This window comes from Mycobacterium sp. ELW1 (assembly GCF_008329905.1).
Classification (GTDB): Bacteria; Actinomycetota; Actinomycetes; order Mycobacteriales; family Mycobacteriaceae; genus Mycobacterium.
On record NZ_CP032155.1, the window covers coordinates 4,877,244 to 4,900,439 of the forward strand.

Sequence of the window (23,196 nt, forward strand, 5' to 3'; positions counted from 1 at the left end):
CGTAGCACCGTACGATTGGCCCGTATCGATCCCCGACCGGCAAGGGCAGCACACAGTGGGCACGGACTGGACCGACAACCGCAAAAATCTGATGCTCTTCTCGGGCCGCGCGCACCCGGAGCTGGCGGAGCAGGTCGCCAAAGAGCTCGACGTCCAGGTCACCGCGCAGACCGCACGAGATTTCGCCAACGGTGAGATCTTCGTCCGCTTCGACGAATCGGTCCGTGGCTGCGACGCTTTCGTCCTGCAGTCCCATCCCGCGCCGCTGAACAAGTGGCTGATGGAACAGCTGATCATGATCGACGCGCTCAAGCGCGGCAGCGCCAAGCGAATCACCGCGATCCTGCCGTTCTATCCGTACGCCCGCCAGGACAAGAAGCACCGCGGCCGCGAACCCATCTCCGCCCGTCTGGTCGCCGACCTCTACAAGACGGCAGGCGCCGACCGCATCGTCACCGTTGACCTGCACACCGATCAGATCCAGGGCTTCTTCGACGGACCGGTCGACCACATGCGGGCCCAGCCGCTACTGACCGGGTACATCCGGGACAACTACAACTGCGAGAACGTCGTCGTGGTCTCGCCGGACTCCGGCCGCGTGCGCGTGGCCGAGAAGTGGGCCGACGCCCTCGGCGGCACACCGCTGGCGTTCATCCACAAGACCCGCGACCCGAAGGTGCCCAACCAGGTGAAGTCCAACCGGGTCGTCGGTGACGTCGCCGGCAAGACCTGCGTGCTCACCGACGACATGATCGACACCGGCGGCACCATCGCCGGCGCGGTCAAGCTGCTGCACGACGACGGCGCCAAGGACGTCATCATCGCCGCCACCCACGGCGTGCTGTCCGACCCCGCGCGCGAGCGACTGGCCGACAGCGGTGCCCGCGAGGTGATCGTCACCAACACCCTGCCGATCGACGAGTCCAAGCGGTTCCCGCAACTGACCGTGCTGTCCATCGCACCACTGCTGGCCAGCACCATCCGCGCGGTCTTCGAAAATGGTTCGGTGACAGGTCTTTTCGACGGGGACGCATAATTGCCCAGCACCATCTACCACAATCCACGCTGCAGCACCTCCCGCAAAACCCTGGACCTACTGCGCGACAACGGAATTGCGCCGGAGATCGTCGAGTACCTGAAGACACCCCCGTCGCGAGCCGAGATCGCGAAGCTGATCGCCGACGCCGGCATCGATGTCCGCGCCGCGGTCCGCAAGCGTGAATCCCTGTACAGCGAGCTGAATCTCGCCGATGCCAGCGATGACGAGCTGTTGGATGCCATGGCGGCCAACCCGATCCTGATCGAGCGCCCGTTCGTCGTGACCGACAAGGGCACCCGGTTGGCCCGGCCGATCGAATCGGTGCACGAAATTCTGTGAGGGCGGGTAGCGCAGTCCTGTGCATCGCGCTGGCCACGACCGTGGCGGCGTGTGGGTCGACGCCGCCGGACTATTCCTCGATCTGGAGCACACCGGCCACCACCACCTCGGCGGCCCCCACCACCTCGGGCAAGCCGCAGCCGATCGCCGAGTACCTCTACGGCGTCGGCGTGATCGGCGAGCAGATCCCGCTGGACAAGCTCACCGACATCACCGTCACGCTGCCGCGGCCGCCGGGCTGGACCAAGTACGAGAATTCGAACTTCTCGCCCGGCACCGAAGTCATCGCGAAGAACAACACGTATCCGACGGCGATGGTGATCGTGTTCAGGCTGACCGGCAACTTCGACGTGGGCGAGGCGCTCAAGCACGCCAGCGCCGATGCCGAGATGAGTCAGAACTTCACCAAACTCAACGCCTCCGCGGCTGACTTCAAAGGATTCCCGTCCTCGATGATCGAGGGCAGCTACGACCTCAACGGCAAGCGACTGCACTCCTACAACCGCGTGGTGATCCCGGTGACTCCGGCGCCCGCGTTCCAGCGCTACCTGGTGCAGCTGACGGTGACCACGCTGGCCGATCAGGCCGCCGCGGCGTCCAACGATGTCGAGGCGATCATCTCCGGGTTCAACGTCGCCCTGAAAAAATAGCCCTGCAGAAGTAGCTGTACTGACCTGAGAGGTTAGGTACGCGGGTGGCGGGTGGTTGGCCGCCGAGTGCGGTGTGGCCGCGATGGTGATTGTAGGTATGCAGCCAGCGAGGGAACTCCGCGCACCGTTCGGCGTCGCTGGTGTAGAGCCGCGCATATGCCCATTCATCGGCAAGGGTTCGGTGGAATCGCTCCACCTTGCCGTTCGTCTGGGGTCGATAGGGTTTGGTTCGACGATGTTCGATCTGCCCGAGTGCATCTCGGAATGAGTGGGATCGGTAACAGGAGCCGTTGTCTGTCAACACTTTCCGTACGGTGAAGCCGCATGCGTTGAACCATTCGTTAGCCCTTTGCCAGAAGTCAGCAGCTGTGTCTTTGCGTTCGTCGATTAGCAGTTCGGAGTAGGCCAGCCGGGAGTGAGCGTCGATGGCGGTGTGCAAGAAGTGATAACCACGCCGCCCGGAACGGTCGCTGCCAGTTCCTATGCTTCTGTCCTTGCGGGAGTGATGATTTCCTGCGCTGCGGCCCAACATGCGCCATCCGCCGCCAGCCGGGATCTTGCCTACCTTCTTGACATCGACATGCACCAGGTCGCCGGGGCTGGCTGACTCCATCCGCCGGATAACTCGCCCGGTGGGCCGGTCCAGCCACCGCAGCTTGGCTAGGCCGTAGCGCCTCAACACGTTGTGGACAGTCGAGACATTCAGTCCCAGCAGATAAGCAATGCGAGCCGGTCCCCAACGTCGAAGTACTCGGACTTTAATGATGCGCCGCTCGGTGCGTGTGGGGGTTTGATTAGGGCTGTGATGTGGGCGTGAGCTGCGGTCGGCCATGCCGGCTTCGCCTAGTTCGCGGTAGCGGCGGGCCCAGCGCGCAGCGGTAGTGACCGCAACCTGGAACCGCTCGGCCGCCCGTCGCAGCGTCCAGCCATCCTCGACAACGCAACGTGCCAGCCGCAGACGACCGGTTTCGGACAAGGGGGCATTACGGTGGACCATGAAGACCTCCGGAGTGAGTTGGTGCGTTCCTTAAGCAGCTCGCACTTCACTCGGAGGTCTTCGTCATGTCACTACGCCACGCCGTACTTAACGTCCGTGGTCAGTACAAGTAGCCCTGCAGAAGTAGCGTCGCCCGGCCGCGCGAGGTCCCCCTAGAGTGATCTCCCATGAGCTGGACCGCCGCAGATCTGCCGTCGTTCGCCGGACGCACCGTCATCGTCACCGGAGCCAACAGCGGGTTGGGACTGATCACCGCACGCGAGCTGGCCCGCGTCGGCGCGCACACCATTCTGGCGTGCCGCAACGCAACCAAGGGCGCGGAAGCCGCCGCCACCATGACCGGCGATGTCGAGGTGCGCAGCCTCGACCTGCAGGACCTGAGCTCGATCAGCGACTTCGCCGCCGGCGTGCGCAGCGTCGACGTCCTGATCAACAACGCCGGGATCATGGCGGTCCCCTATGCCGTCACCAAGGACGGATTCGAGAGCCAGATCGGCACCAACCACCTGGGCCACTTCGCGCTGACCAACCTGCTGCTGCCCAAGGTGACCGACCGGGTGGTCACGGTCTCGTCGTTCATGCACCTGCTGGGAAAGATCAGCCTCAAGGACCTGAACTGGAAGGCCCGGCCGTACTCCGCGTGGCTGGCCTACGGCCAGTCCAAGCTGGCCAACCTGCTGTTCACCAGTGAGCTGCAGAAGCGCCTGGACGCCGCCGGATCACCGCTGAAGTCGCACGCCGCCCACCCCGGTTACTCGGCGACCAACCTGCAGGGCCACACCGGCAACCGGATGGGCACCCGGATCTGGGACGCCGGCAACGCCGTGTTCGCCACGAGCGCCGACTTCGGCGCCCGCCAGACCCTGTACGCGGCTGCCGAGGACCTGCCCGGCAACAGCTTCATCGGCCCCAAGTTCGCCATGCGCGGGCCGACCGGCCCGTCACCGCGCAGCCCGCTGGCCCGCAACCAGGCCACCGCCACCGCGCTGTGGCGGCTGTCCGAGCAGCTCACCGGCATCGAATTTCCGCTCTGAAGCCCTGATCGGCTACCCTGGGGTCCGCGTCACGGCGAGGGTGGTCCAGCCACCGTTATCGACGAGGCTTCCTTTCATTGGTGCCTGCCTTCTCCGTGCGGATGACCCACGACAGGCAACAGGAGCACCCCCTCATGGCGAAGAACGCGCCCAACAACCTCACCGCCGGCGTGCGGGGCAAGACCGGCAAGGGCGCCTCGCGCCAGGCCCGCCGCGACGGCAAGGTTCCCGTCGTTCTCTACGGCCACGGCACCGAGCCCCAGCACCTCGAGCTCAACGCCCGCGACTTCGCCGCCGTCCTGCGTAAGGCCGGCACCAACGCCGTGCTGACCCTCGACGTCGACGGCAAGGAACAGCTGGCCCTGACCAAGGCGCTCGACGTGCATCCGATCCGCCGCACGATCCAGCACGCCGACCTGATCGTGGTTCGCCGCGGCGAGAAGGTGACCGTCGAGGTCAACGTCGTCCTCGAGGGCGACGCCGCGCCGGGCGCCCTGGTCACCCAGGACGCCAACACCATCGAGATCGAGGCCGACGCCATGTCGATCCCGCAGCAGCTGACGGTGTCGATCGAGGGCGCCGAGGAAGGCACCCAGATCACCGCAGGGCAGGTCGAGCTGCCCGCGGGTGTGACGCTGATCAGCGATCCCGAACTGCTGGTCGTCAACATCGTGACCGCCCCGACCGCCGAGGAGCTCGAGGCCGAGGGTGGCGGCGAGTCGATCGAGGAGCAGGCCGCCGACGCTGCCGAGGCAGCCGACGCCGCCGAGGGCGAGTCGGCCGAGGCCGAGTAAGACTGCCCGGTGGCCGATCCCCTGCTGGTTGTCGGCCTGGGCAACCCGGGCCCGCAGTACGCCAAGACCCGGCACAACCTCGGGTTCATGGTGGCCGACGTGCTGGCCGGTCGTATCGGCGCGCAGTTCAAGGTGCACAAGCGCTCCGGCGCAGAGGTCGTGACCGGCCGCCTGGCGCATCGTCCCGTGGTGCTGGCCAAGCCGCGCACCTACATGAACGAGTCGGGGCGCCAGGTCGGTCCGTTGGCGAAGTTCTACTCGGTCATGCCGGCCGACATCATCGTCATCCACGATGAGCTCGATATCGACTTCGGCCGGATCCGTCTGAAACTGGGCGGCGGCGAGGGCGGCCACAACGGCTTGCGTTCGGTGGCCAATTCGTTGGGGACCAAGAACTTTCAGCGAGTCCGCATCGGAGTCGGCCGTCCGCCGGGACGCAAGGATCCGGCGGCGTACGTACTGGAGCCATTCACCGCGGCCGAGCGTACGGAGGTCCCGGCGATCTGCGAGCAGGCCGCCGACGCGACCGAGTTGCTGATCGAGGCCGGGCTGGAGACGGCCCAGAATCAGGTGCACGCCTGGTGAACCCGTAAGGGTTCGTCGGGCGGGCGTCAGGATTCCGTATAGACCGGCGACGCGGATACGGCGCCGGCGTAGACCTGAGTGCGTGACCACTTCTGTTTGGGGTTCCTTCGACGCCTACCCGGCGCGCTACGGCGTCGCCCGCTATCGCCTTGTGGTGTTCCCACCGGGCATCACCGAGTGGGAACGACGCATGGTGCGGGCGTGGCGCACCTGGCCGCTGTGGGGAGCCACGCTGTGGCTGGTCCTGCAGATCGGCGGCGAGGCCGTCGGCATGTCCGCAACCGCGCTGATCGCCGGGACGATGATCTATATCGCCGCTGGGGCAATCACATTCGCATTGGCGGGTGAGACGCGGATGCGGGTGCGCACCCTGTGGGCCATCAGGGTCGCGGGCGCGCGGCACGACGAGACCGAGCGACGGTATTCACAGCTGTGCGTCATGGCGCGGGCTCTGGATCATGCGGACCTGGATCTGGCGGAAGGTCGGATCTCCCTGCTGGAACACGAGGCCCGCTGGTGGCAGGTTTATGACGTTCTCGACGCAACGACACCTGCCGCTCGCGAGGAGGATCGGCGCGGTCACCACGCACCAGCCACAGCCCCAGCGCAATCAGCGCAGCCACCTCGAACCCGGCGATCCCTCGTTCCACCACGCCGAGCGGGATCAGTTTCCACCACGCTCGATCAGACGCCACGCCGACCGCGATCGCCCCGAACAGCACTGCCAGCCAACCGATTCCGACTGCAGTAAGCCATCTGGCAGCTCGAACGGTGATGTCCCGGCCACGAGCGATCAGCAACACCGCCAGTGGCAACGCGACGAACGCGAGGAGCGTCGCGGCCCGGTGTACGGTGCCCGATGCGCTCGGCCCGGTGACCCAGTTGTGTTTGGGAAACGCAACGACGCCCAGCAAGCCCACCACCCACAGGACCATCAACACCGAACCGGCCGAGCGCAGTCGTACCAGTCCGGCACGGATCAGGCCGTGCAGCAGTGCCGTCGATCCGACGGCCAGGATCAGCACGGCCGCAACGAAAGTCGCACTGCCCGAGGTGTACACATACTCGGAGATGGTGGCGGCACGCAATTGCCTGCCGCGAGTGTGCTGCCCGCCGAGCGTGGCGTCGAGAGCGAGCACCGCGACGATCGCGAAACCCGCACCGAACACACCCATCCAGCCGAGCGCCCGCTCCATCGGACCAGCCTACGCGCGTCCCCGCACCCCGGAGTCGACGACCTTGACCGGCTTGTGCGGGTAACGCCGCTCGGCATGGGCCTTCGCCGCTGAATTGGGCAGCACGTAAAGGGTTTCCACTTTCTCCTGCAGCGGCCGTAACACCAGGTCCATGAAGCCCTTGCGGTCGTCCAGATAGGGTTCGATGACATCCTCGCCGGCCGGGCAGACCGCCAGGCAGTAGGCCGCTTTGTAGTTCGCCTTGAACGACAGGCTCTGCCACATCGACGCGTTTTCCGAATCGGTTACCCGCGAACGGAAGTCGGCCGCATCCTCGCTGTCCGCGATGGTCTGCGCCCAGTCGGTGAACCCACCCATGAACTCGCGGTAGTTGTGCACCGAGCAGGCCAGGAAGTCGAACTGGCCGTCTTTCTTGATGGCACCGACGGGGCAGGCCGCGACACAGAGCTTGCATTCGAGGCAGGGCGAATAGTCCAGTGGGGCACCGTAACTGCTGACCGGTGCGTCAACGAGAATCGTGGCCAGCAGCACGAAGTTGCCGAACTTGGGGTGGATGACGTTGCGGTGGATGCCCATCACACCCAGTCCCGCGGCCACCGCGACGGGCTTGTGGGCGACCACCCAGATCCGGCCCGGGTAGCGGTCCATCTCCATCGGAAATGTCGCCGAGGGGTTCAATGCCCGGTGGCCGGCATCCTCGAGGGCGCGGGTGATCCGGTGCGCGGCCTCGTTGATGATCTCCCCGCTGCGGTGGAACTCCTGATTGGCCACACTGCGCGCGACCGAGCGCACGTTGTCCCGGTTCATCCGGACCACCAGCGAGATGTAACTTCGCGTGCCGGGCAGAGCGGCCTCGACGTGTACGCGTTCGCTGGCCAGGTCCGGATTGTCGACGGCGGCGAACGCCACGTCGTCGGCCCCGGCGGCCAGACAGACCTCGCGGAGCCAGTCGGCGTCGATCACGGGCGCCGGGGTGGGGCGCTGCCGGGCTCGCACCGCCTGCACGGTCGGATGGTCGGAGAGTCGAGGACGCATAGCTAGGTATAGTACTGCATACTCAGACTGTGCGGTGATCCGGACCACGCCGCTGCGCGGAATATTCATTACCTATGTAAAGTTGTTTCACGCCATGCTCTGTCTCCCCGCGTCCCCGCATCCCGTGTCGGCCACGCATCCCGCTCACGCAGCCGCGACCGGAGGGTTGAGCTGATGCGCCAGGGACCGCTCGCGGGGCGCTATCCGGCCGTGGCCGCCATGGTCACCCTCGCCCTGATCCCCTACCTCGCGCTGTCTGCGGCGCTGGATCCGCTGGTGCCGATCATCTCTGAGCAGTTGCACATGACGACTCAGACGATGGCGCTGAGTTCTGGCCTGGGCAACGCGGCCTACGCCGTGGGCACGGTGCTCGCCGTGCAATTCGCGCAACATCTTCCGCAACGGCGCATGCTGCTCGCCTACGCCGTGGTGCTCGTCGTCGGATCGGTCATCGCGGCCGCCGCACCGAACGCCACCGCGTTCATCGCCGGCCACGTCCTGCAGGGCCTGGCGACCAGCATGCTGCTGATCGCCGCCGCTCCGCCGCTGACGATCGGCTTTCCGCGGGACAAGCTCCGCAACACCGCGGTCATCATGAACATGTGCGTGTTCGGCGCCGTCGCACTCGGGCCGTTCCTCGGCGGCGTCCAGGCCGAGTCGCACGCCTGGCGGCCGCTGTTCTGGATCGTCGCGGCCGTCGCACTGTTGGCTCTCGTCCTGGCGGCGCTGACATTCGACGACGCACCGCCCGCCGACCCGGAGGCGCCGCGCGATCTGAAGGCGATCGCGCTGGCCACCGTCGGATGTACTGCCGCGTTCGTCGGCGCAGCGCAGTTGAGCACCCACGAGATCTCCGACTTCGCCGTCACCGCACCGATGTTCGGCGGTCTGGCCCTGATCGTGGCGCTGATCGTGTACCAGTTCCGGGCGCACCGGCCGCTGCTGACCATCCGGACGATGTTGACCAGTGCGATCCCGGTGGCGGGCGTCGGCGTAGCACTGTTCGCCGCGGCCGCCTCGATCGCGGCAACCACGTTGACCGCAGCCGTGTTCATGCAGCACTTCAGCCCCGTCCAGGTGGGCCTGCTCTATCTGCCGGAACTGGGCGGCGCGATCGTCATGGCCGTGGTGTTCGGCGTCGTCATCAGCCGCCGCGCCATGCACTTCCTGCCGCTCGTCGGCATGGGCCTACTGGCGGCCGGCATCGCGGTGTTCCGGGTGTCACTACCGGCGAATATTCCTCTGGCACTTGTCGGTTCGGCGCTGACGGGTTTGGCATTGGGCGCCACCGTCGCACCCGCGCTGTTCGTCGCCGGCTTCTCCCTGCGGTCCAACAGCCTGCAGCGCGTGTTTGCGATCATCGAATTGCTGCGCGCCGTCGCAGCATTCATGGTGGCCCCGATCTTCGCGCACCTCGCGACGCGCTACTCCGGGGATCTGTTGGAAGGCACCAACGTCGCACTGTGGGTGGGGTTCGCACTCGCGATCGGCGGCGCGGTGTTCGGGGTCGCCGTCTACGTGCTCAGCGGCGCCCGCCCACAGACACCGGATCTCGACGAGTTCCTCGACGGCGACTCCCCCGCGTGGTACTCGCCCCCGCTGCTGGCGCGTCTACGCGGCCTGCCGCCCGAACCCCCGGTCATCGCCACTCAGCCTTCGGCGTCGCCCGTCGTGGACCGTCACCCGTCGCACGCGGGCGGCCCGGTGCTGTTCGCCTATGACGGTTCCGATCTGGCTCGCTATGCGATCACCCAAGCGGCGCAACAGCTTTCGCCCTACCGCGACGCCGTGGTGGTCTGCGTCTGGCAGCCGGTCGACGTGGGCTTCACCCCGAGCGATCACCGGCCGTTCGACGCCGACTGTGCCGGCGAGGTTCGCCGGGCCGCCGAGCAGACCGCCGCGCACGGCGCCACACTGGCGCGCGCGGCCGGGTTCGAGTCGTGCAGCCTGGCAATCGAAGCAGCTCCGACGTGGAAGGGCATCGTCGAAGCCGCGCATCAGCGCGGGGCCGGTCTGATCGTGCTCGGTCCACACCGGCGCAACGGTCTGCTCGGTCACCTGCAGGGCAGCGTCGCGGCGGCGGTCGTGTCCCACACCAGCATTCCGGTCCTGCTGGTCCCCCAGCCATCCGGCGACCGGGTGCCCGACTTGCCACCGATTCGTCAGGAAGCGGGAGTAGCCTCGGCGCGGTGAACACCCTGCGCGATCCCGCGGTGGCAGCGGCCATCGATCGTATGTATGCCGAAGCAAGCGGGCAGATGGCGCAGCTTTACGAGCGCGGCGCCCAGTTGCGGGCGGCCAAGACCGCGCAGGAACGCGCCGATGCGTTCAGCGACTTCTATCTTCCGGTGACCCCCGAGTCGGGCCAATTGCTCTACACGCTGGTCCGCGCGACCCGGCCGGCACTCGTGGTGGAGTTCGGAACGTCGTTGGGGCTCTCCACAATTCATCTGGCCAGCGCGGTTCGGGACAACGGCACCGGGCGGGTGGTGACCACCGAGCTCAGCGCTGCCAAGGTCGCTGCGGCCACGTCGACCTTCGCCGAGGTCGGACTGGACGATCTGATCACCGTGCTGGCGGGCGATGCCATACAGACGCTCGCCACCATCGACGAGCCGGTGGGGTTCGTCCTGCTCGACGGCTGGAAGGACCTGTACGTCCCGGTCGTTCAGGTGCTGGAGCCTCGGCTCGGCGACGGAGCGCTGGTGGTCGCCGACAACACCGGACTCGCCGACGCGCAGCCATACGTCGACTACATCCGCGACCCCGCGAATGGTTATGTCGGCGTGAGCTTTCCGGTGCGCGACTCCGATGCGATGGAGATCAGCTGCCGGGCCTGAGCAAGGGTTAGGTGACCAGCGCGACCGAGTTGGCGCGACGCAGCTTGCCCGACGGCGTCTTCGGAATGGTGCCCGGCCCGAGGACCACGACATTGCGCGGACGCACGTCGACCTCGGCAACCACCTCGTGTGCCACCTCGTGCTCGATGCGGCGCACCGCGGCGGGATCCTGCCAGGCGTTGGATTCGACGGCCACCGCGAAGGTCTCGCGGGAGTGACCGGCATCGAGGCGCACCGCGACAGCACAGCCGGGGCGCACCCCTTCCACCCGTCCTGCAGCCCGCTCGATGTCGGTCGGGTAGATGTTGCGGCCGGCCATGATGATGACGTCCTTGACCCGGCCGCACACCACGACGTGACCGTTCTCCAGCAGGTAGCCGAGGTCGCCGGTGTCGTACCAGCCGCACTCGTCCTGGGCGGGCACGAAGCCGCCCATGGTGATGTAGCCGGGGGTCAGCGACTCGCCGCGCAGCTCGATGATGCCGACACCGCGGGCCGGCAGCACGTTGCCGTCCTCGTCGACGATCCGCGCCTCGAGGTCCTTGAGCAGCGGACCGAGCGTGGCAAGCCGGCGGGTGTTGCCCTTCGCCGCGGGGACGGCGCGGCGCAGTGCCGCCAGCAGATCGGCGTCGACCTCGTCGACAACCAGCCCGGCGCCGCACTCGGAGAACGAGACCGCCAGCGTGGTCTCGGCCATGCCGTAGGCCGGCAGGATGGCCTCGGGCTGGAGGCCGAAGGGCTTACCGGCGTCCAGCAGGTCCTCGACGTCGGCCGGGTCGACGGGCTCGGCGCCGGACAGGGCGAAGCGCAGCGTGGACAGGTCGAACTCGCCGGGCTTGGCCTGACGGCGCAGGCGCTTGGCGAACAACGCGTACGCGAAGTTCGGCGCCGCGGTCATGGTGCCCTTGTACTTGTCGATGAGCTTGGCCCACAGCAGGGTGTCGCGCAGGAAGTCCATCGGCGTGACCTTGACCAGCTCCGCACCGAAGTACATGGGGATGGTCAGGAACCCGACCATGCCCATGTCGTGGAAGCAGGGCAACCAGCTGACCATGACATCTTTTTCGATGTCGTACTTGGCCCCGATGAACATCGCCTCGGCGTTGGAGTGGATGTTGCGGTGCGTGATGATGACGGCCTTGGGCGAGCCGGTCGACCCGGAGGTCAACTGCATCAGCGCGACGTCGTCTTCGGAGGTCTCGACCGGGTCGACGGGCTCGGCGGCCAGCAGCGCCTCCACCGTGAGCACCTTCACCCCGCGCTCTTCGAGCACCGGCACCGCGACGAGGAACGGGTCGGAGACGATGACGGCCTTGGCCTCGATCATGTCGATGACCGTCGCGGTGTCCTTGGCCCACTGCTCCAGGTCGGTACGCGGAGTGGGCTGGTGCAGCATGGTCAGGCTGGCGCCGCGCATCCAGAGCGCCTGCGCGGTCGGCGCGATCTCCACCGGAGCGCCGGCCAGCACGCCGACTGCGTCGCCGAGGCCGATGCCGGCTTCCGCCAGGCCGCCCGCGATGCGACGGGCCCGCTCGTGCACCTCACGCCAGGTGTGCCGAACCGGCTCGTGCGGTTCCCCGGTGACCATGCCCTTACTGCTGGTCAAGGCACTGTGGAACATCTTGTCGGTGAAACGGCTCACGACGACCTCCTCGGCATCCGGAGCTGGCTGATCAGCGACGTTGGGGATGAAGCGAACGCCCTGTATTTCATGCTCCACCGGCCAGAACGCCCTGCATAGGAGGCACGCCAGTACGACTGGGGAGCGGTTCGATCTCGAAATGGTGATGATGCGACGACAGCGTCGGTACCGCCGGTCCATCGCCCGCCCCGGACCGGGGTGGGCGATTCATATGGATGCAGTACCAGGCCGCTAGTTGTCACCGTCAATCATCTTAAACTCCCCTTAAGTTACCGCCAAGTTTTACGGCCTAATGAGAAGCGCGTCACAGTTGACGGAGGGCTGGGGGTACCCCCGGCCGCAGGCGAGGGGGGAGCGCAGCGACCCGGGAAGACTAGGCCGGCTGGCCCGGCACGATCCGGGCGCCCTGAACCGGCCCGCTGGCCACCCGGACGGTGCGGCACACATCGGCGCCGGCCAGTTCGGTGCCCACATCCACGGCGGCCGACGCCGACTCGCACAGGAACGCACACGTCGGCCCGGATCCAGAGACGATGCCGGCCAGTGCGCCTGCTTCGGCACCGGCCCGCAGAGTCCGGCGCAGTCCGGGATTGAGGCTCAGCGCCGCCGCCTGCAGGTCGTTGCCCAGCAGGGGGGCCAGCTCGCGCGGGTTGCCGCCGGCCAGAGCGCCCAGCAGCGGCTCGGGATCGCTCAACCTCGGCGGATCGCCCGCTTCGCGGAGCCGGTCGATCTCCCGATAGACCTGCGCCGTGGACAGTCCGTCCTGGCCGAACGCCAACACCCAGTGAAACGTGTTGCGGGCCAACACCGTCGCCAGTTCTTCGCCTCGACCGGTGCCCAGCGCCGTGCCGCCGTGCAGGGCGAACGGGACGTCGCTTCCCAGTTGGGCGGCCAGGGCGTGCAGGTCGCGGCGCGGCACGCCCAGCTCCCACAGATTGTTCATCGCGACCAGAACCGCCGCGGCGTCGGCACTGCCGCCGGCCATCCCACCGGCCACCGGGATCGACTTCTCGATGGTGATCTCCACGTCGGGCGCGCGTCCGATGTGTTCGGCCATCAGCTCGGCGGCCTGCCAGGCGATATTGGTCTCGTCGACGGGCAGCTGATCAGCACCCTCCCCGACCACCCGCAGGGACAAGACATCGGCGTTGCGCACCGTCACCTCGTCGACCAGAGACACGGCATGGAAGACGGTGGCGAGTTCGTGAAAGCCGTCGGCGCGGCGGTCACCGACCTCCAGGTACAGGTTCACCTTGCCCGGCACGCGCACGGTCACCGATCCGGTCGGCACCCATTCGGCAGCGATAGAACCGTTGGACGAGGACACCGCACGAGACTATCGCGCCCTGCCCAATTCGCCCGGCCGTCGACGACCCGCGCTCTAGGGTCGAACCGTGACGCATCCCGGGCAGTCGGTCGCGGGCTACGTCGTCGAAAGCGAGCTGGGCCGCGGCGGCGAGGCCGCCGTCTATCTGGCCCGCGGGATCGGTCGTACACCGGAACTGGTCGCGCTGAAGGTGCTCGACGATGACCACCGCACCCCGGCGAGCATCGCCCGGCTGGCCCGCGAGTACCGCATCGCCGAGCGGCTGCGCCACCGCCATATCGTCACCGTCTACGACCACGGCCCGCACTGGCTGACCATGCAATACGTCGACGGCGGCGTCGTCACCCGGCTGACCTCGCTGGCGGCCCGGCTGCACGCCCTCGGCCAGATTGCTGCCGCACTCGACCACGCCCACCACGACGGCATCGTGCACAGCGATGTCAAGCCTGCGAATATTCTTGTGCACCAAGACTTTTCCCGGCACGGCGCGGTTCTCATCGACTTCGGCGTGGCGCACATCCTCGCCGAGGATGTCTGGCACCGGCCCGCCCAGGTGGTGACGTCACTGCCCTACGCCGCACCCGAACTGCTGCAGGGGCGGCTCCCCCAAGCGGCGACCGACGAGTACGCGCTGGCCTGCACCGCCCTGGAATTGCTCACCGGCGCACCGCCGTTCGCGGGCGACAATCCGATGGCGCTGATGGACGCACACGTGCACAGTCCGCCGCCAGAGGTGTCGACGCGGATCCCCTGGCTGACGAGGTCGTTCGACATCGTTATGGCCAGAGCCATCGCCAAAGATCCAGACCGGCGATACCCGTCATGCACCGAACTGGTGCAGCACCTCACCGAGGCAGTGCGAAGCGGCGCTCAGAACACCTGAGCCGGTCGCGACGGGCCTTCGGAGGAATCCGTCGAGGGCATGAAGTCACCCGAGCGCTGCAGCAGCCGGACGAAGTCGGCGACCGTCAGCGTCTCCCCGCGCCGGGCGGGATCGATGCTGGCGGCCAGCAGGCGTTCGGCGGACTCGTTACCGGAGCCGGCCCACTCCAGGAAGGCGTTGCGGGCCGTCTTGCGCCGCTGCGCGAAGGCGATGTCGATCAGATCGAACACGCTGTCGCGGAAGTCGTCGTCGGTCGGCCACGGCGAGGTCTCGTGGCGGTCGATGCGAACCAGACCGGAGTACACCCGCGGAATCGGCCAGAACACCGTCGGCGAGACCATGCCGTAGCGGCGGACCTTGCCGAAGAACCGAACCTTGACGCTGGGCACGCCGTAGTCCTTGCCGCCGGGCTCGGCGGCCAGCCGCTCGGCCACCTCGGCCTGGACCATCACCATCACGGTCCGGATCGAGGGGAATTCGGCCAGCAGGTGCAGCAGCGCCGGAACGGCGATGTTGTACGGGAGGTTGGCCACCACGGCAGTGGGCGGCTCGACCAGATCGGAGCGCTCGATGCCGAGGATGTCGCGGTTGAGCACGGTCAGCCGGTGGATCTCGCTGTGCGAGTGCTCAGCAACCGTCTTGGGCAGACGCTGGGCCAGGACCGGATCGATTTCGATCGCGCTCACCGTCGCGCCGCGGTCCAGCAACGCCAGTGTCAGGGAGCCGAGACCGGGCCCCACTTCCAGGACATGGTCGTGCTTGTTTATGCCGGAGGCGGAGACAATACGACGCACGGTATTTGCATCGTGTACGAAATTCTGTCCCAGAGATTTACGCGGCTTGAAGTCGAGTTCTTTGGCCAGATTTCTGATCTCGGTCCGACCAAGTAGACGAATTGTCACGATGCACCCCTACCACACACGGGCCACGCTCCCCAGCCTTGTCGCGATCTTGTTACTTCAGCAATCGCAATTTGTTCTTCTCTGGTTGCCAAATCGGCTCGCTCAGCATAGCGCAGTCCGCCGTTTCTTTCCCAGGTGTTTTGATCAAATTGCACGCCACCGAAGTAACCGTTACCGGTATTGATCGCCCAGTTCCCGCCCGCTTCACACCTGGCAATGGCATCCCAAATGGGTCCGTTCAGCACCTGAGGCACCTCGGTGCCGGGCTTGGTTCCGACCCGCAAAACCGAATCACGCGCCGGGACAACGACGATGTTGGCAACGGGCAGTCGTCCCGTTTCCACCCCGTTGACCTTGGCGACAGCAAAAGTTACGTCTTGTAAGCCGGGCGTCCCGGGATCCTCAACGACCTGGCGGCTCATGTTCAGCGTCGGGTCCTCGATGCGCTGCGCGACCGGCGCCAGCGGCATCTGCTGGGTGACCTTCTCCACGCGGATCCTCGTGACCTGGATCTGCATACCGGCGATCACCGGCGAGGACGGCGCGGGCACCACCGAGTCGGCTTGCTCCAGCGGCACGCCCGCGGCGGCCAGCAGGCCGGCCACGTTCGGCGCGGCCAGGTGCACGGTGTTCACCACTCCGCCGTCGTTGATCTGAACCGTCTTGGCGCTCACCACGGGAAGCGCCATGCCCTCCAGCGGCAGGCGGCTGCCGCGCGAGGCCGCCGCGGGGGCGGTGTCGGTCATCCGCAGCTGGGCCAGTGCCTCGTCAACGGTCGAAGCGGTGGTCCACACCTGCTTGGCATCCTGGCCGTCCAGCGAGATCTGCAGGGGCCGGCTGCGGCGCAGCACGATCGTCTCGGCATTGGTGACGGGCTGGTTGGCGCCGGGGAACAGATCGTCGCGCTCGCCGACGGAGTAGCCGTTCTCCTGAACGACGTCGATGACCCGCGACTTCATGGTGCTGACCTTCAGCTGGGCACCGTCGATGTTGAGAGTCACGGTCTTGTGGGAGCTCACCGCGAACGCCCCGGCACCGGCCAGCGTCAGCAGCACTGCGGCGACGACGAGACGAAGGATCGGTGACGGCGACTGATGCAGCTTGGTCAACGCATTCAAGAGTTTCGGTCCTGCCTAAGCACTTAAAAAGCAACAGGGGCGCCAATGTGGCTCCCCTTTGATCACAAGACGGTAACGAACCATCCCGGCCCGGAGCAACCCGGGGCCGCCGCTCTCAACAGACCCTTAGAGACCGTAGACCCGCCGTGCGGTGTCCGAAGACTGCTCAGCCAGCAACTCCGCCGGGCGCCCGACGACCTCGGCCAGCGCACGCACCGTGTAGGGCAGGCAGTACGGCTCGTTGGGTGCCCCGCGATAGGGGTGCGGGGTCAGGAACGGGGCGTCGGTCTCGACCAGGAGCTGCCCCGGCGGGATCAGCGTCGCCGCCTCGCGCAGGTCACGGGCGTTCTTGAAGCTGACCGTCCCGGACAGGCTGAGCACCCACCCGGCGGCGACGCAGGACCGGGCCATCTCGGGGCCCGAGGAGAAGCAGTGGAAGATGACCGTCTCGGGGGCCCCTTCGGCACGCAGCACGTCGAGCACCTCGGCGTCGGCGTCGCGGTTGTGGATCATCAGCGGCTTACCCGTGCGCTTGGCCAGGTCGATGTGCCAGGCGAACGATTCTCGCTGAGCCGAAGGTTCGGCACAGCCGTCGAGCTTGCCCGGCCAGTACAAGTCCATCCCGGTCTCCCCGACCGCCACCACCCGCTCGGTGGACGCCAGCTGTTCCAGCTCGGTGCGGGCGTCGTCGGTCAGCGCATCGGCGCGGGTCGGATGCAGCGCCACCGCGGCGTAGACGCGCGGATCCCAGGTGGCTGCCTCGGCGGCCCAGCGGGCGGCGTCGAGATCGTCGGCGATCGTCACCGCAGCCAGCACCCCGGCGGCGTTCGCGCGGTCCATGATCGCGAGGACCTCGTCGGCGTCACGGGCGCCGCACGCGTCCAGATGGGTGTGCGCGTCGATCAGCGGCGTCAGCGGTAGAGGTGGCGGAGGTGGCTCCCGCCTCTTCTCATGGTTCCCCACGCCAACACCTTAGGGTGAACATTCAAATGAGTAAGCCGCCGTATTACCTGACCACCGCCATCGCGTACCCCAACGGTGCGCCGCACATCGGCCATGCCTACGAATACATCGCGACCGACGCGATCGCCCGCTTCAAGCGGCTCGACGGCTTCGACGTGCGCTACCTGACCGGAACCGACGAGCACGGGCTGAAGATGGCGCAGACGGCCGCCGCCGAGGGCATCCCGACCGCGGAGTTGGCCCGGCGCAACTCCGATGCGTTCCAGGCGATGCAGGAAAAGCTCGGCGCCTCGTTCGACCGCTTCATCAGAACCACCGACGCCGACCACATCGACGCGTCGATCGAGATCTGGAAGCGGATGGATGCCGCCGGCGACATCTATCTCGACTCCTACTCGGGCTGGTATTCGGTGCGCGACGAACGCTTCTTCACCGAGGACGAACTCGAGACCCGCGCCGACGGCAACAAGTACTCCATCGAGACCGGCACCCCCGTGACGTGGACCGAGGAACAGACCTACTTCTTCCGGCTGTCGAACTACGCCGAACGGCTGCTGGCCCATTACGCGGCGCACCCGGAGTTCATCGGTCCCGATGTCCGCCGCAACGAGGTCGTCAGCTTCGTCTCGGGTGGCCTTCGCGACCTGTCGATCTCGCGGACCACCTTCGACTGGGGTGTGCCAGTTCCGGATCATCCGGATCACGTCATGTACGTGTGGGTCGACGCGCTGACCAACTACCTGACCGGTGCCGGCTTCCCCGACACCGACTCCGAGTCGTTCCGAAAGTACTGGCCCGCCGATCTGCACATGATCGGCAAGGACATCATCCGGTTCCACACCGTGTACTGGCCCGCGTTCCTGATGTCAGCCGGAATCGAGCTGCCCAGAAGGGTTTTCGTGCACGGCTTCCTACTCAACAGCGGCGAGAAGATGAGTAAGTCGGTGGGCAACGTCGTCGACCCGTTCGCGCTCGTCGACGCCTTCGGCTTGGACCAGGTGCGGTACTTCCTGCTACGCGAGGTGCCCTTCGGGCAGGACGGCAGCTACAGCGAGGACGCCATCATCGGCCGCATCAACGCCGACCTCGCCAATGAGTTCGGCAACCTGGCGCAGCGCTCGCTGTCGATGGTCAACAAGAACCTCGACGCGCGGGTGCCGGAGCCCGGCGAGTTCAGCGACGCCGACCGGGAGCTGCTGGCGCTCGCCGACGAGCTGCTGCCGCGGGTGCGCGCCCACTTCGACGTGCCCGCCATGCACCTTGCCCTGGAGGCGATCTGGGCGATGCTCGGCGCAGCCAACCGGTACTTCTCGGCTCAGGAGCCGTGGGTGCTGCGTAAGTCGGAGGCGGCGGCCGACCAGGAGCGGTTCCGCACGGTTTTGTACGTGACGCTGGAGGTGGTGCGGATCGCCGCGCTGCTGATGCAGCCCGTCGTCCCGACGTCGGCCTCCACCCTGCTCGATCTGCTCGGGCAGCCGGAGTCGGCGCGCGACTTCGGCGCCGTCGCGGTACGCATCGCGCCCGGCACCGAGCTGCCGGCACCGACCGGCGTCTTCCCGCGGTACCAGCCGGCCGAGTGACACCGCGAACACAACACCCCCTGTGAGCTGCATCACGTAGCGTCACATCCACCGGCCCCCTGGTGTCTCGAGGTCAGCACGCTCAAGCGACCTCAAAGGAGAGATGTGATGACCGAGCAACGCGCCCGAGTTGTGGTGATCGGTGGTGGCTATGCCGGAGTGATCGCGGCCAACCATCTGCGACTGCGTCCCGATGTGGACATCACCCTGGTCAACCCCCGCCCCGACTTCGTCGAGCGGATCCGGCTGCACCAGCTGGTCACCGGTTCCGACGACGCGAGAGTCGACTACGCCGAGATCCTCGGTCCCGGTATCGAACTGCTGGTCGACGCAGCCACCCGCATCGACATCGAGACGCGGCAGGTCGAACTGTTCAGCGGTCCGCCGGTGCCCTACGACTACCTGATCTACGCGGTGGGCAGCGGCTCCGCTCGGCCGGCTGTGCCGGGCGCAGACGAATTCGCCTACCCCATCGCCGATCTCGAAGAAGCGCAGCGGCTGACCACCGCGCTGGCCGACCTGCACCACGGCGCGCCGGTGTGCGTGGTCGGCGCCGGACCGACCGGCATCGAAACCGCCGCCGAACTGGCCGAGCAGGGCCGCACGGTCACGCTGGTCTGCGGTGCGGTCCTCGGGCCTTACCTGAGCACGCCCGGACGCCGGTCGGTGGCCAAGCGACTGCGCAAGCTCGGCGTGGAGATCGTCGACGGACCGCAGGCCGTGGTGACCGCGGTGACTGCCGATGCGGTCACCCTCGGCGACGGGCGCAGGCTGGCGAGCATGGTGACGATCTGGACCGCCGGGTTCGGGGTGCCCGATCTCGCGGCACGCTCCGGCCTGCGTACCGACGCGATGGGACGACTCCTCACTGATGAGACCCTGACCAGTGTGGACAGCGACCGGATCGTGGCGGCGGGCGACGCAGCCGCCCCGTCGGGTCAGCCGCTGCGGATGAGCTGCCAGGCCGCTATCCCGCTGGGCGCCCAGGCCGCCAACACCGTGCTGGCCCGGCTCGCCGGAGATCAGCCCGCCGTGATCAGCCAGGCGTTCACCGGTCAGTGCATCAGCCTGGGCCGGGGTGGCGCGACCATTCAGATCGCCCGCACCAACGACGTTCCGCTGCCGCTCTACGTGGGTGGCCGGGCGGCGGCGACGATCAAGGAGGCGGTGTGCAAAGGCACCATCAGCTTCCTGCGCCGCGAAGCCCGCAAGCCGGGCTCCTACTTCTGGATCAAGGGCGGCGGCAAGCGCCCCGCTCCCGAGCCGGTGGCGACCCGGTGACCGCGGCCGACGAGCACGCCGACCGGTTCACCCTGCTGCGGCCGCTGCTGTTCACCATCGCCTACGAGATCACCGGATCGGCCACCGAGGCTGACGACGTGCTGCAGGACAGCTATTTACGTTGGGCGACAGTCGATCTGGATGCGGTTCGGGACACCAAGGCGTACCTGGCCCAGCTGGTCACCCGGCAGGCGCTGAACACGCTGCGCTCGCAGTCCCGACGCCGGGAGGATTACGTCGGTCCGTGGCTGCCCGAACCGCTGCTGCTCGACGAACACGACGGGGCTGCCGACGTGGTGCTGGCCGAGTCGGTGTCGATGGCGATGCTCGTGGTGCTCGAGACGCTGACTCCCGACGAGCGTGCGGTCTTCGTGCTGCGCGAGGTGTTCGGCTTCAGCCACGACGAAATCGCCGACGCGATAGGCAAATCCACGGCCGCGGTGCGGCAGATGGCGCATCGCGCCCGCGAGCATGTGCACTCGCGGCGGCGCCGGTTCTCGCCGCTGGACCCGCAACAGTCCGAGCAGATCACCACGCAATTCCTGACGGCAGCCGCGACCGGCGACCTCGATGGATTGATGAGCATGCTGGCACCCGACGTGGTGTTCACCTCCGACAGTGACGGCAAGGTCAGCGCCGCCCGCCGTCCGGTGCTGGGGCCGGCCAAGGTCGCCAGGCTCATCATCGGGCTGTTCCGCCAGGCCACGCCGGAGTACCGGATCGAGGGCGCGAACTACAACGGCGCGCCCGCGATCGTCGTCTTCCGCGGCGATCGGGCCGAGTCGGTGATGCTGGTGGAGATCACCGAGGGCACGATCACCAACTTCTACGCGATGCGCAACCCGGACAAGCTCGCGGCCGTCACCGTGCGCAGGGAGATCAGCCGCTGACTCTTTGCGTCTGCCGACCGCAGGCGTCAGGCTATGGCGATGCGCATCGACCGGCTCGGGGACCTCGGCACCGCCGCCGACGTTCTGCGCGCCGTGGCCGGTGCCGCCCGCCGGCGCGGACTGGCGCCGCCCGCCGCGCTGGTCGGTGAATGGTTCGGCGCCGGTGCGGTGATCGCCCCCACCCTCTCGGCGCGGGCGGTCGAGTCCGACGCGGTGTTCCCGGTGTCGCCGGGCCACCGCGGTGACGCGGTCGGTGGCGGCTGGATCGGTTACCTCTCCTATCCCGACGCCGCGGCCGACGGCGCGCCGCCGCGAATTCCCGAGGCGGCCGGCGGCTGGACCGACAGCGTGCTGCGATTGGACCGCGACGGCTGCTGGTGGCACGAAAGCCTGTCCGCCGCAACGATCGCGGGATGGGTGGCCGATGCATTGTCATCCCCGCCGCCGCCGGACGCCTACGAAATCGATTGGGCAGAACCGGATTTCGCGAGTCACCAGGACGGCGTGCTGGACTGCCTGGCGGCGATCGAAGCCGGCGAGGTGTACCAGGCCTGCGTATGCACGCAGTTCACCGGCACGCTGCGCGGCTCGTCGCTGGAGTTCTTCGCCGACGCGGTCACCCGGACCACGCCGGCGCGGGCCGCCTACCTGGCCGGCAACTGGGGCGCGGTGGCCTCGCTGTCACCGGAGCTGTTCCTGCGCCGGACCGGCGACGACGTGGCGTCCAGCCCGATCAAGGGCACCCTGCCGCTGCACCGGCCACCGGACGAACTGCGGGCGTCGGTCAAGGACGTCGCCGAGAACATCATGATCGTGGATCTGGTGCGCAACGACCTCGGCCGGGTCGCTGACACCGGCACCGTCACCGTCGCCGAACTGCTGACGGTACGGGCCGCACCCGGCGTGTGGCACCTGGTGTCGACGGTGACGGCCAAGGTCCGCCCCGAGATCCCCAACACCGCGCTGCTGGCCGCGACCTTCCCACCGGCGTCGGTGACCGGAACTCCGAAAACCCGTGCCCGGCAATTGCTTTCACAGTGGGAACCCCGCCGCCGCGGGGTGTACTGCGGGACGCTGGGGATGGCCTCCCCGATTGCGGGCACCGAACTGAACGTGGCGATCCGCACCGTCGAATTCGATGCGACCGGGGCGGCCGTACTTGGCGTCGGCGGCGGGATCACGGCCGACTCCGACGCGAAAGCCGAATGGCAGGAATGCCTCGACAAGGCCGCCGCAGTGGTTCACGCTGGGTCGCGCGTCCGCAGCACCGCCTCGTAAAGCTCCCGTTTCGACGGTGCGCCCGGGTGGGTCTCGACCACCTGGCCGCAGGCGTCCTTGACCCGCATTCCATCGGCGACCAGCGCCTCGACCTCGGCGACCAGCGTCGGCAGGTCGGTGGTCGGAACCGCGGGGGCGAGCACCACGGTGATCTCGCCGAGCACCTTGTCGTCTGCCCACTCCGCCAGCTCGGCCAGCGTGCCGCGCAGGATCTCCTCGTGCACTTTCGTCAGCTCCCGGCACACCACCACCCGACGGTCCGCACCGAGTTCGTCGACCGCGTCACGCAGGCAGTCGGCCAGCCGCCGGGGAGATTCGAAGAACACGCAGGTGCGTTGCTCGGCGGCCAAGCCGGCCAGCCAGGTCCGTCGCGCGGACTGCTTGCGCGGGGCGAATCCCTCGAAACAGAACCGGTCCGACGGCAGCCCGGACACCGCCAATGCGGTGGTGACCGCCGACGGGCCGGGCAGGCAGGTGACAAGCACGCCCTCGTCGATGCACGCCGTCACCATCCGATAGCCGGGGTCGTTGATCAGCGGCATCCCGGCGTCGCTGACCACCAGCACGGTGGCGCCCGCCTTGATGTCGTCGAGCAGCGCGGGAACCCGGGCCGCCTCGTTCTGGTCGAACAGGCTGACCACCCGCCCGGCGATCCGCACATCCAGGGATTGCGCCAGGGAGCGCACCCGCCGAGTGTCCTCGGCGGCCACCACGTCGGCGGTCGCGAGGGCGTCGACCAGTCGTTTCGAGGCGTCCCCCGGCTGACCCAGCGGCGTCGCACCGAGGATCAGTCGGCCGGCGGTCACGGCGGGCAGGAGTGAAG

At 67.6% G+C, this 23,196-nt stretch carries 22 protein-coding genes and 1 pseudogene; 14 read left to right on the forward strand and 9 right to left on the reverse strand.

What is annotated here, in order from left to right; all coding sequences use genetic code 11:
• The first annotated feature begins 55 nt into the window (after positions 1-55).
• The 3 genes from D3H54_RS23235 to D3H54_RS23245 are packed head-to-tail and all read left to right on the forward strand — an operon-like array spanning position 56 to position 2,028.
• On the forward strand, positions 56-1,036 hold the full coding sequence (locus tag D3H54_RS23235; protein WP_149381545.1) for a ribose-phosphate diphosphokinase: 981 nt from the start codon (positions 56-58) through the stop codon (positions 1,034-1,036).
• A complete protein-coding gene (arsC, locus tag D3H54_RS23240; protein WP_149381547.1) occupies positions 1,037-1,378 on the forward strand; it encodes an arsenate reductase (glutaredoxin) in 342 nt (113 codons plus the stop codon).
• The gene (locus D3H54_RS23245) at positions 1,375-2,028 is read left to right on the forward strand and encodes an LpqN/LpqT family lipoprotein (protein WP_149381550.1); all 654 of its coding nucleotides are present in this window, start codon (positions 1,375-1,377) and stop codon (positions 2,026-2,028) included. Before arsC ends, D3H54_RS23245 begins: the two co-directional genes overlap by 4 nt.
• On the opposite strand, the gene D3H54_RS23250 is transcribed toward D3H54_RS23245, so the two are convergent.
• Complete coding sequence (locus tag D3H54_RS23250) at positions 2,006-3,025, reverse strand: IS481 family transposase (RefSeq protein ID WP_149381552.1); 1,020 nt, start codon at positions 3,023-3,025, stop codon at positions 2,006-2,008. The two genes, D3H54_RS23245 and D3H54_RS23250, sit on opposite strands and share 23 nt — an antisense overlap.
• A 167-nt stretch (positions 3,026-3,192) precedes the next feature.
• Between D3H54_RS23250 and D3H54_RS23255 the strand changes: the two genes are divergently transcribed.
• From D3H54_RS23255 to D3H54_RS32240, 4 genes and pseudogenes are all read left to right on the forward strand, one after another.
• Positions 3,193-4,059, forward strand: a complete 867-nt coding sequence (locus D3H54_RS23255) for an oxidoreductase (protein ID WP_149381554.1) — start codon at positions 3,193-3,195, stop codon at positions 4,057-4,059.
• Between the two features lie 134 nt (positions 4,060-4,193).
• Positions 4,194-4,853 (forward strand): 50S ribosomal protein L25/general stress protein Ctc, encoded by a 660-nt coding sequence (locus tag D3H54_RS23260; RefSeq protein WP_149381556.1) that lies wholly within the window; start codon positions 4,194-4,196, stop codon positions 4,851-4,853.
• A gap of 9 nt (positions 4,854-4,862) precedes the next feature.
• Positions 4,863-5,438, forward strand: coding sequence for an aminoacyl-tRNA hydrolase (pth, locus tag D3H54_RS23265; protein WP_149381558.1), 576 nt, complete (start codon positions 4,863-4,865; stop codon positions 5,436-5,438).
• A gap of 82 nt (positions 5,439-5,520) precedes the next feature.
• A pseudogene (locus D3H54_RS32240) lies at positions 5,521-5,925 on the forward strand (DUF6611 family protein); the annotation flags it as partial.
• Here the strand turns inward: D3H54_RS32240 and D3H54_RS23270 are convergent.
• Both D3H54_RS23270 and D3H54_RS23275 read right to left on the reverse strand, forming a co-directional pair.
• Positions 5,876-6,634: a DUF998 domain-containing protein gene (locus D3H54_RS23270; RefSeq protein ID WP_149381560.1), complete on the reverse strand. Its 759-nt coding sequence runs from the start codon at positions 6,632-6,634 to the stop codon at positions 5,876-5,878. The pseudogene D3H54_RS32240 and the gene D3H54_RS23270 sit on opposite strands and share 50 nt — an antisense overlap.
• A gap of 9 nt (positions 6,635-6,643) precedes the next feature.
• The gene (locus D3H54_RS23275) at positions 6,644-7,669 is read right to left on the reverse strand and encodes an epoxyqueuosine reductase (protein WP_149381562.1); all 1,026 of its coding nucleotides are present in this window, start codon (positions 7,667-7,669) and stop codon (positions 6,644-6,646) included.
• A 174-nt stretch (positions 7,670-7,843) separates the two neighbouring features.
• On the opposite strand from D3H54_RS23275, the gene D3H54_RS23280 reads away from it, so the two are divergent.
• Both D3H54_RS23280 and D3H54_RS23285 read left to right on the forward strand, forming a co-directional pair.
• Complete coding sequence (locus tag D3H54_RS23280; protein WP_149381564.1) at positions 7,844-9,862, forward strand: MFS transporter; 2,019 nt, start codon at positions 7,844-7,846, stop codon at positions 9,860-9,862.
• A gap of 41 nt (positions 9,863-9,903) precedes the next feature.
• A complete protein-coding gene (locus D3H54_RS23285) occupies positions 9,904-10,509 on the forward strand; it encodes an O-methyltransferase (protein WP_149383703.1) in 606 nt (201 codons plus the stop codon).
• A 7-nt stretch (positions 10,510-10,516) separates the two neighbouring features.
• Here D3H54_RS23285 and D3H54_RS23290 read toward each other — a convergent pair whose 3' ends face one another.
• Positions 10,517-12,151 carry a fatty acyl-AMP ligase gene (locus D3H54_RS23290; RefSeq protein WP_149381566.1) on the reverse strand — a complete coding sequence of 545 codons (1,635 nt, stop codon included), beginning with the start codon at positions 12,149-12,151 and terminating at the stop codon, positions 10,517-10,519.
• 373 nt (positions 12,152-12,524) lie between these two features.
• Positions 12,525-13,478, reverse strand: coding sequence for a 4-(cytidine 5'-diphospho)-2-C-methyl-D-erythritol kinase (locus D3H54_RS23295; protein ID WP_149381568.1), 954 nt, complete (start codon positions 13,476-13,478; stop codon positions 12,525-12,527).
• Positions 13,479-13,545: 67 nt separating this feature from the next.
• Here D3H54_RS23295 and D3H54_RS23300 point away from each other — a divergent pair, with 67 nt between their 5' ends.
• Positions 13,546-14,361 carry a serine/threonine-protein kinase gene (locus tag D3H54_RS23300; protein WP_149381570.1) on the forward strand — a complete coding sequence of 272 codons (816 nt, stop codon included), beginning with the start codon at positions 13,546-13,548 and terminating at the stop codon, positions 14,359-14,361.
• On the opposite strand, the gene rsmA is transcribed toward D3H54_RS23300, so the two are convergent.
• The 3 genes from rsmA to D3H54_RS23315 form a co-directional block, all read right to left on the reverse strand.
• The gene (gene rsmA, locus D3H54_RS23305) at positions 14,349-15,263 is read right to left on the reverse strand and encodes a 16S rRNA (adenine(1518)-N(6)/adenine(1519)-N(6))-dimethyltransferase RsmA (protein ID WP_149381572.1); all 915 of its coding nucleotides are present in this window, start codon (positions 15,261-15,263) and stop codon (positions 14,349-14,351) included. The genes D3H54_RS23300 and rsmA overlap by 13 nt on opposite strands.
• A complete protein-coding gene (locus D3H54_RS23310) occupies positions 15,260-16,381 on the reverse strand; it encodes a resuscitation-promoting factor (RefSeq protein WP_149381574.1) in 1,122 nt (373 codons plus the stop codon). The genes rsmA and D3H54_RS23310 overlap by 4 nt, the downstream gene beginning before the upstream one ends.
• A gap of 126 nt (positions 16,382-16,507) precedes the next feature.
• Positions 16,508-17,344: a TatD family hydrolase gene (locus D3H54_RS23315; RefSeq protein WP_149381576.1), complete on the reverse strand. Its 837-nt coding sequence runs from the start codon at positions 17,342-17,344 to the stop codon at positions 16,508-16,510.
• A 26-nt stretch (positions 17,345-17,370) separates the two neighbouring features.
• Here D3H54_RS23315 and metG point away from each other — a divergent pair, with 26 nt between their 5' ends.
• The 4 genes from metG to D3H54_RS23335 all read left to right on the forward strand — a co-directional run bounded on the left by metG (position 17,371) and on the right by D3H54_RS23335 (position 22,373).
• Positions 17,371-18,924 carry a methionine--tRNA ligase gene (gene metG / locus D3H54_RS23320; RefSeq protein ID WP_149381578.1) on the forward strand — a complete coding sequence of 518 codons (1,554 nt, stop codon included), beginning with the start codon at positions 17,371-17,373 and terminating at the stop codon, positions 18,922-18,924.
• 108 nt (positions 18,925-19,032) lie between these two features.
• Positions 19,033-20,205, forward strand: coding sequence for an NAD(P)/FAD-dependent oxidoreductase (locus D3H54_RS23325; RefSeq protein WP_149381580.1), 1,173 nt, complete (start codon positions 19,033-19,035; stop codon positions 20,203-20,205).
• Positions 20,202-21,095 (forward strand): RNA polymerase sigma-70 factor, encoded by an 894-nt coding sequence (locus D3H54_RS23330; RefSeq protein ID WP_149381582.1) that lies wholly within the window; start codon positions 20,202-20,204, stop codon positions 21,093-21,095. Before D3H54_RS23325 ends, D3H54_RS23330 begins: the two co-directional genes overlap by 4 nt.
• 39 nt (positions 21,096-21,134) lie before the next feature.
• Positions 21,135-22,373, forward strand: a complete 1,239-nt coding sequence (locus D3H54_RS23335; RefSeq protein ID WP_149381584.1) for an aminodeoxychorismate synthase component I — start codon at positions 21,135-21,137, stop codon at positions 22,371-22,373.
• Here D3H54_RS23335 and rsmI read toward each other — a convergent pair.
• On the reverse strand, positions 22,337-23,179 hold the full coding sequence (rsmI, locus tag D3H54_RS23340; protein ID WP_149381587.1) for a 16S rRNA (cytidine(1402)-2'-O)-methyltransferase: 843 nt from the start codon (positions 23,177-23,179) through the stop codon (positions 22,337-22,339). The genes D3H54_RS23335 and rsmI overlap by 37 nt on opposite strands.
• Positions 23,180-23,196 lie beyond the last annotated feature (17 nt).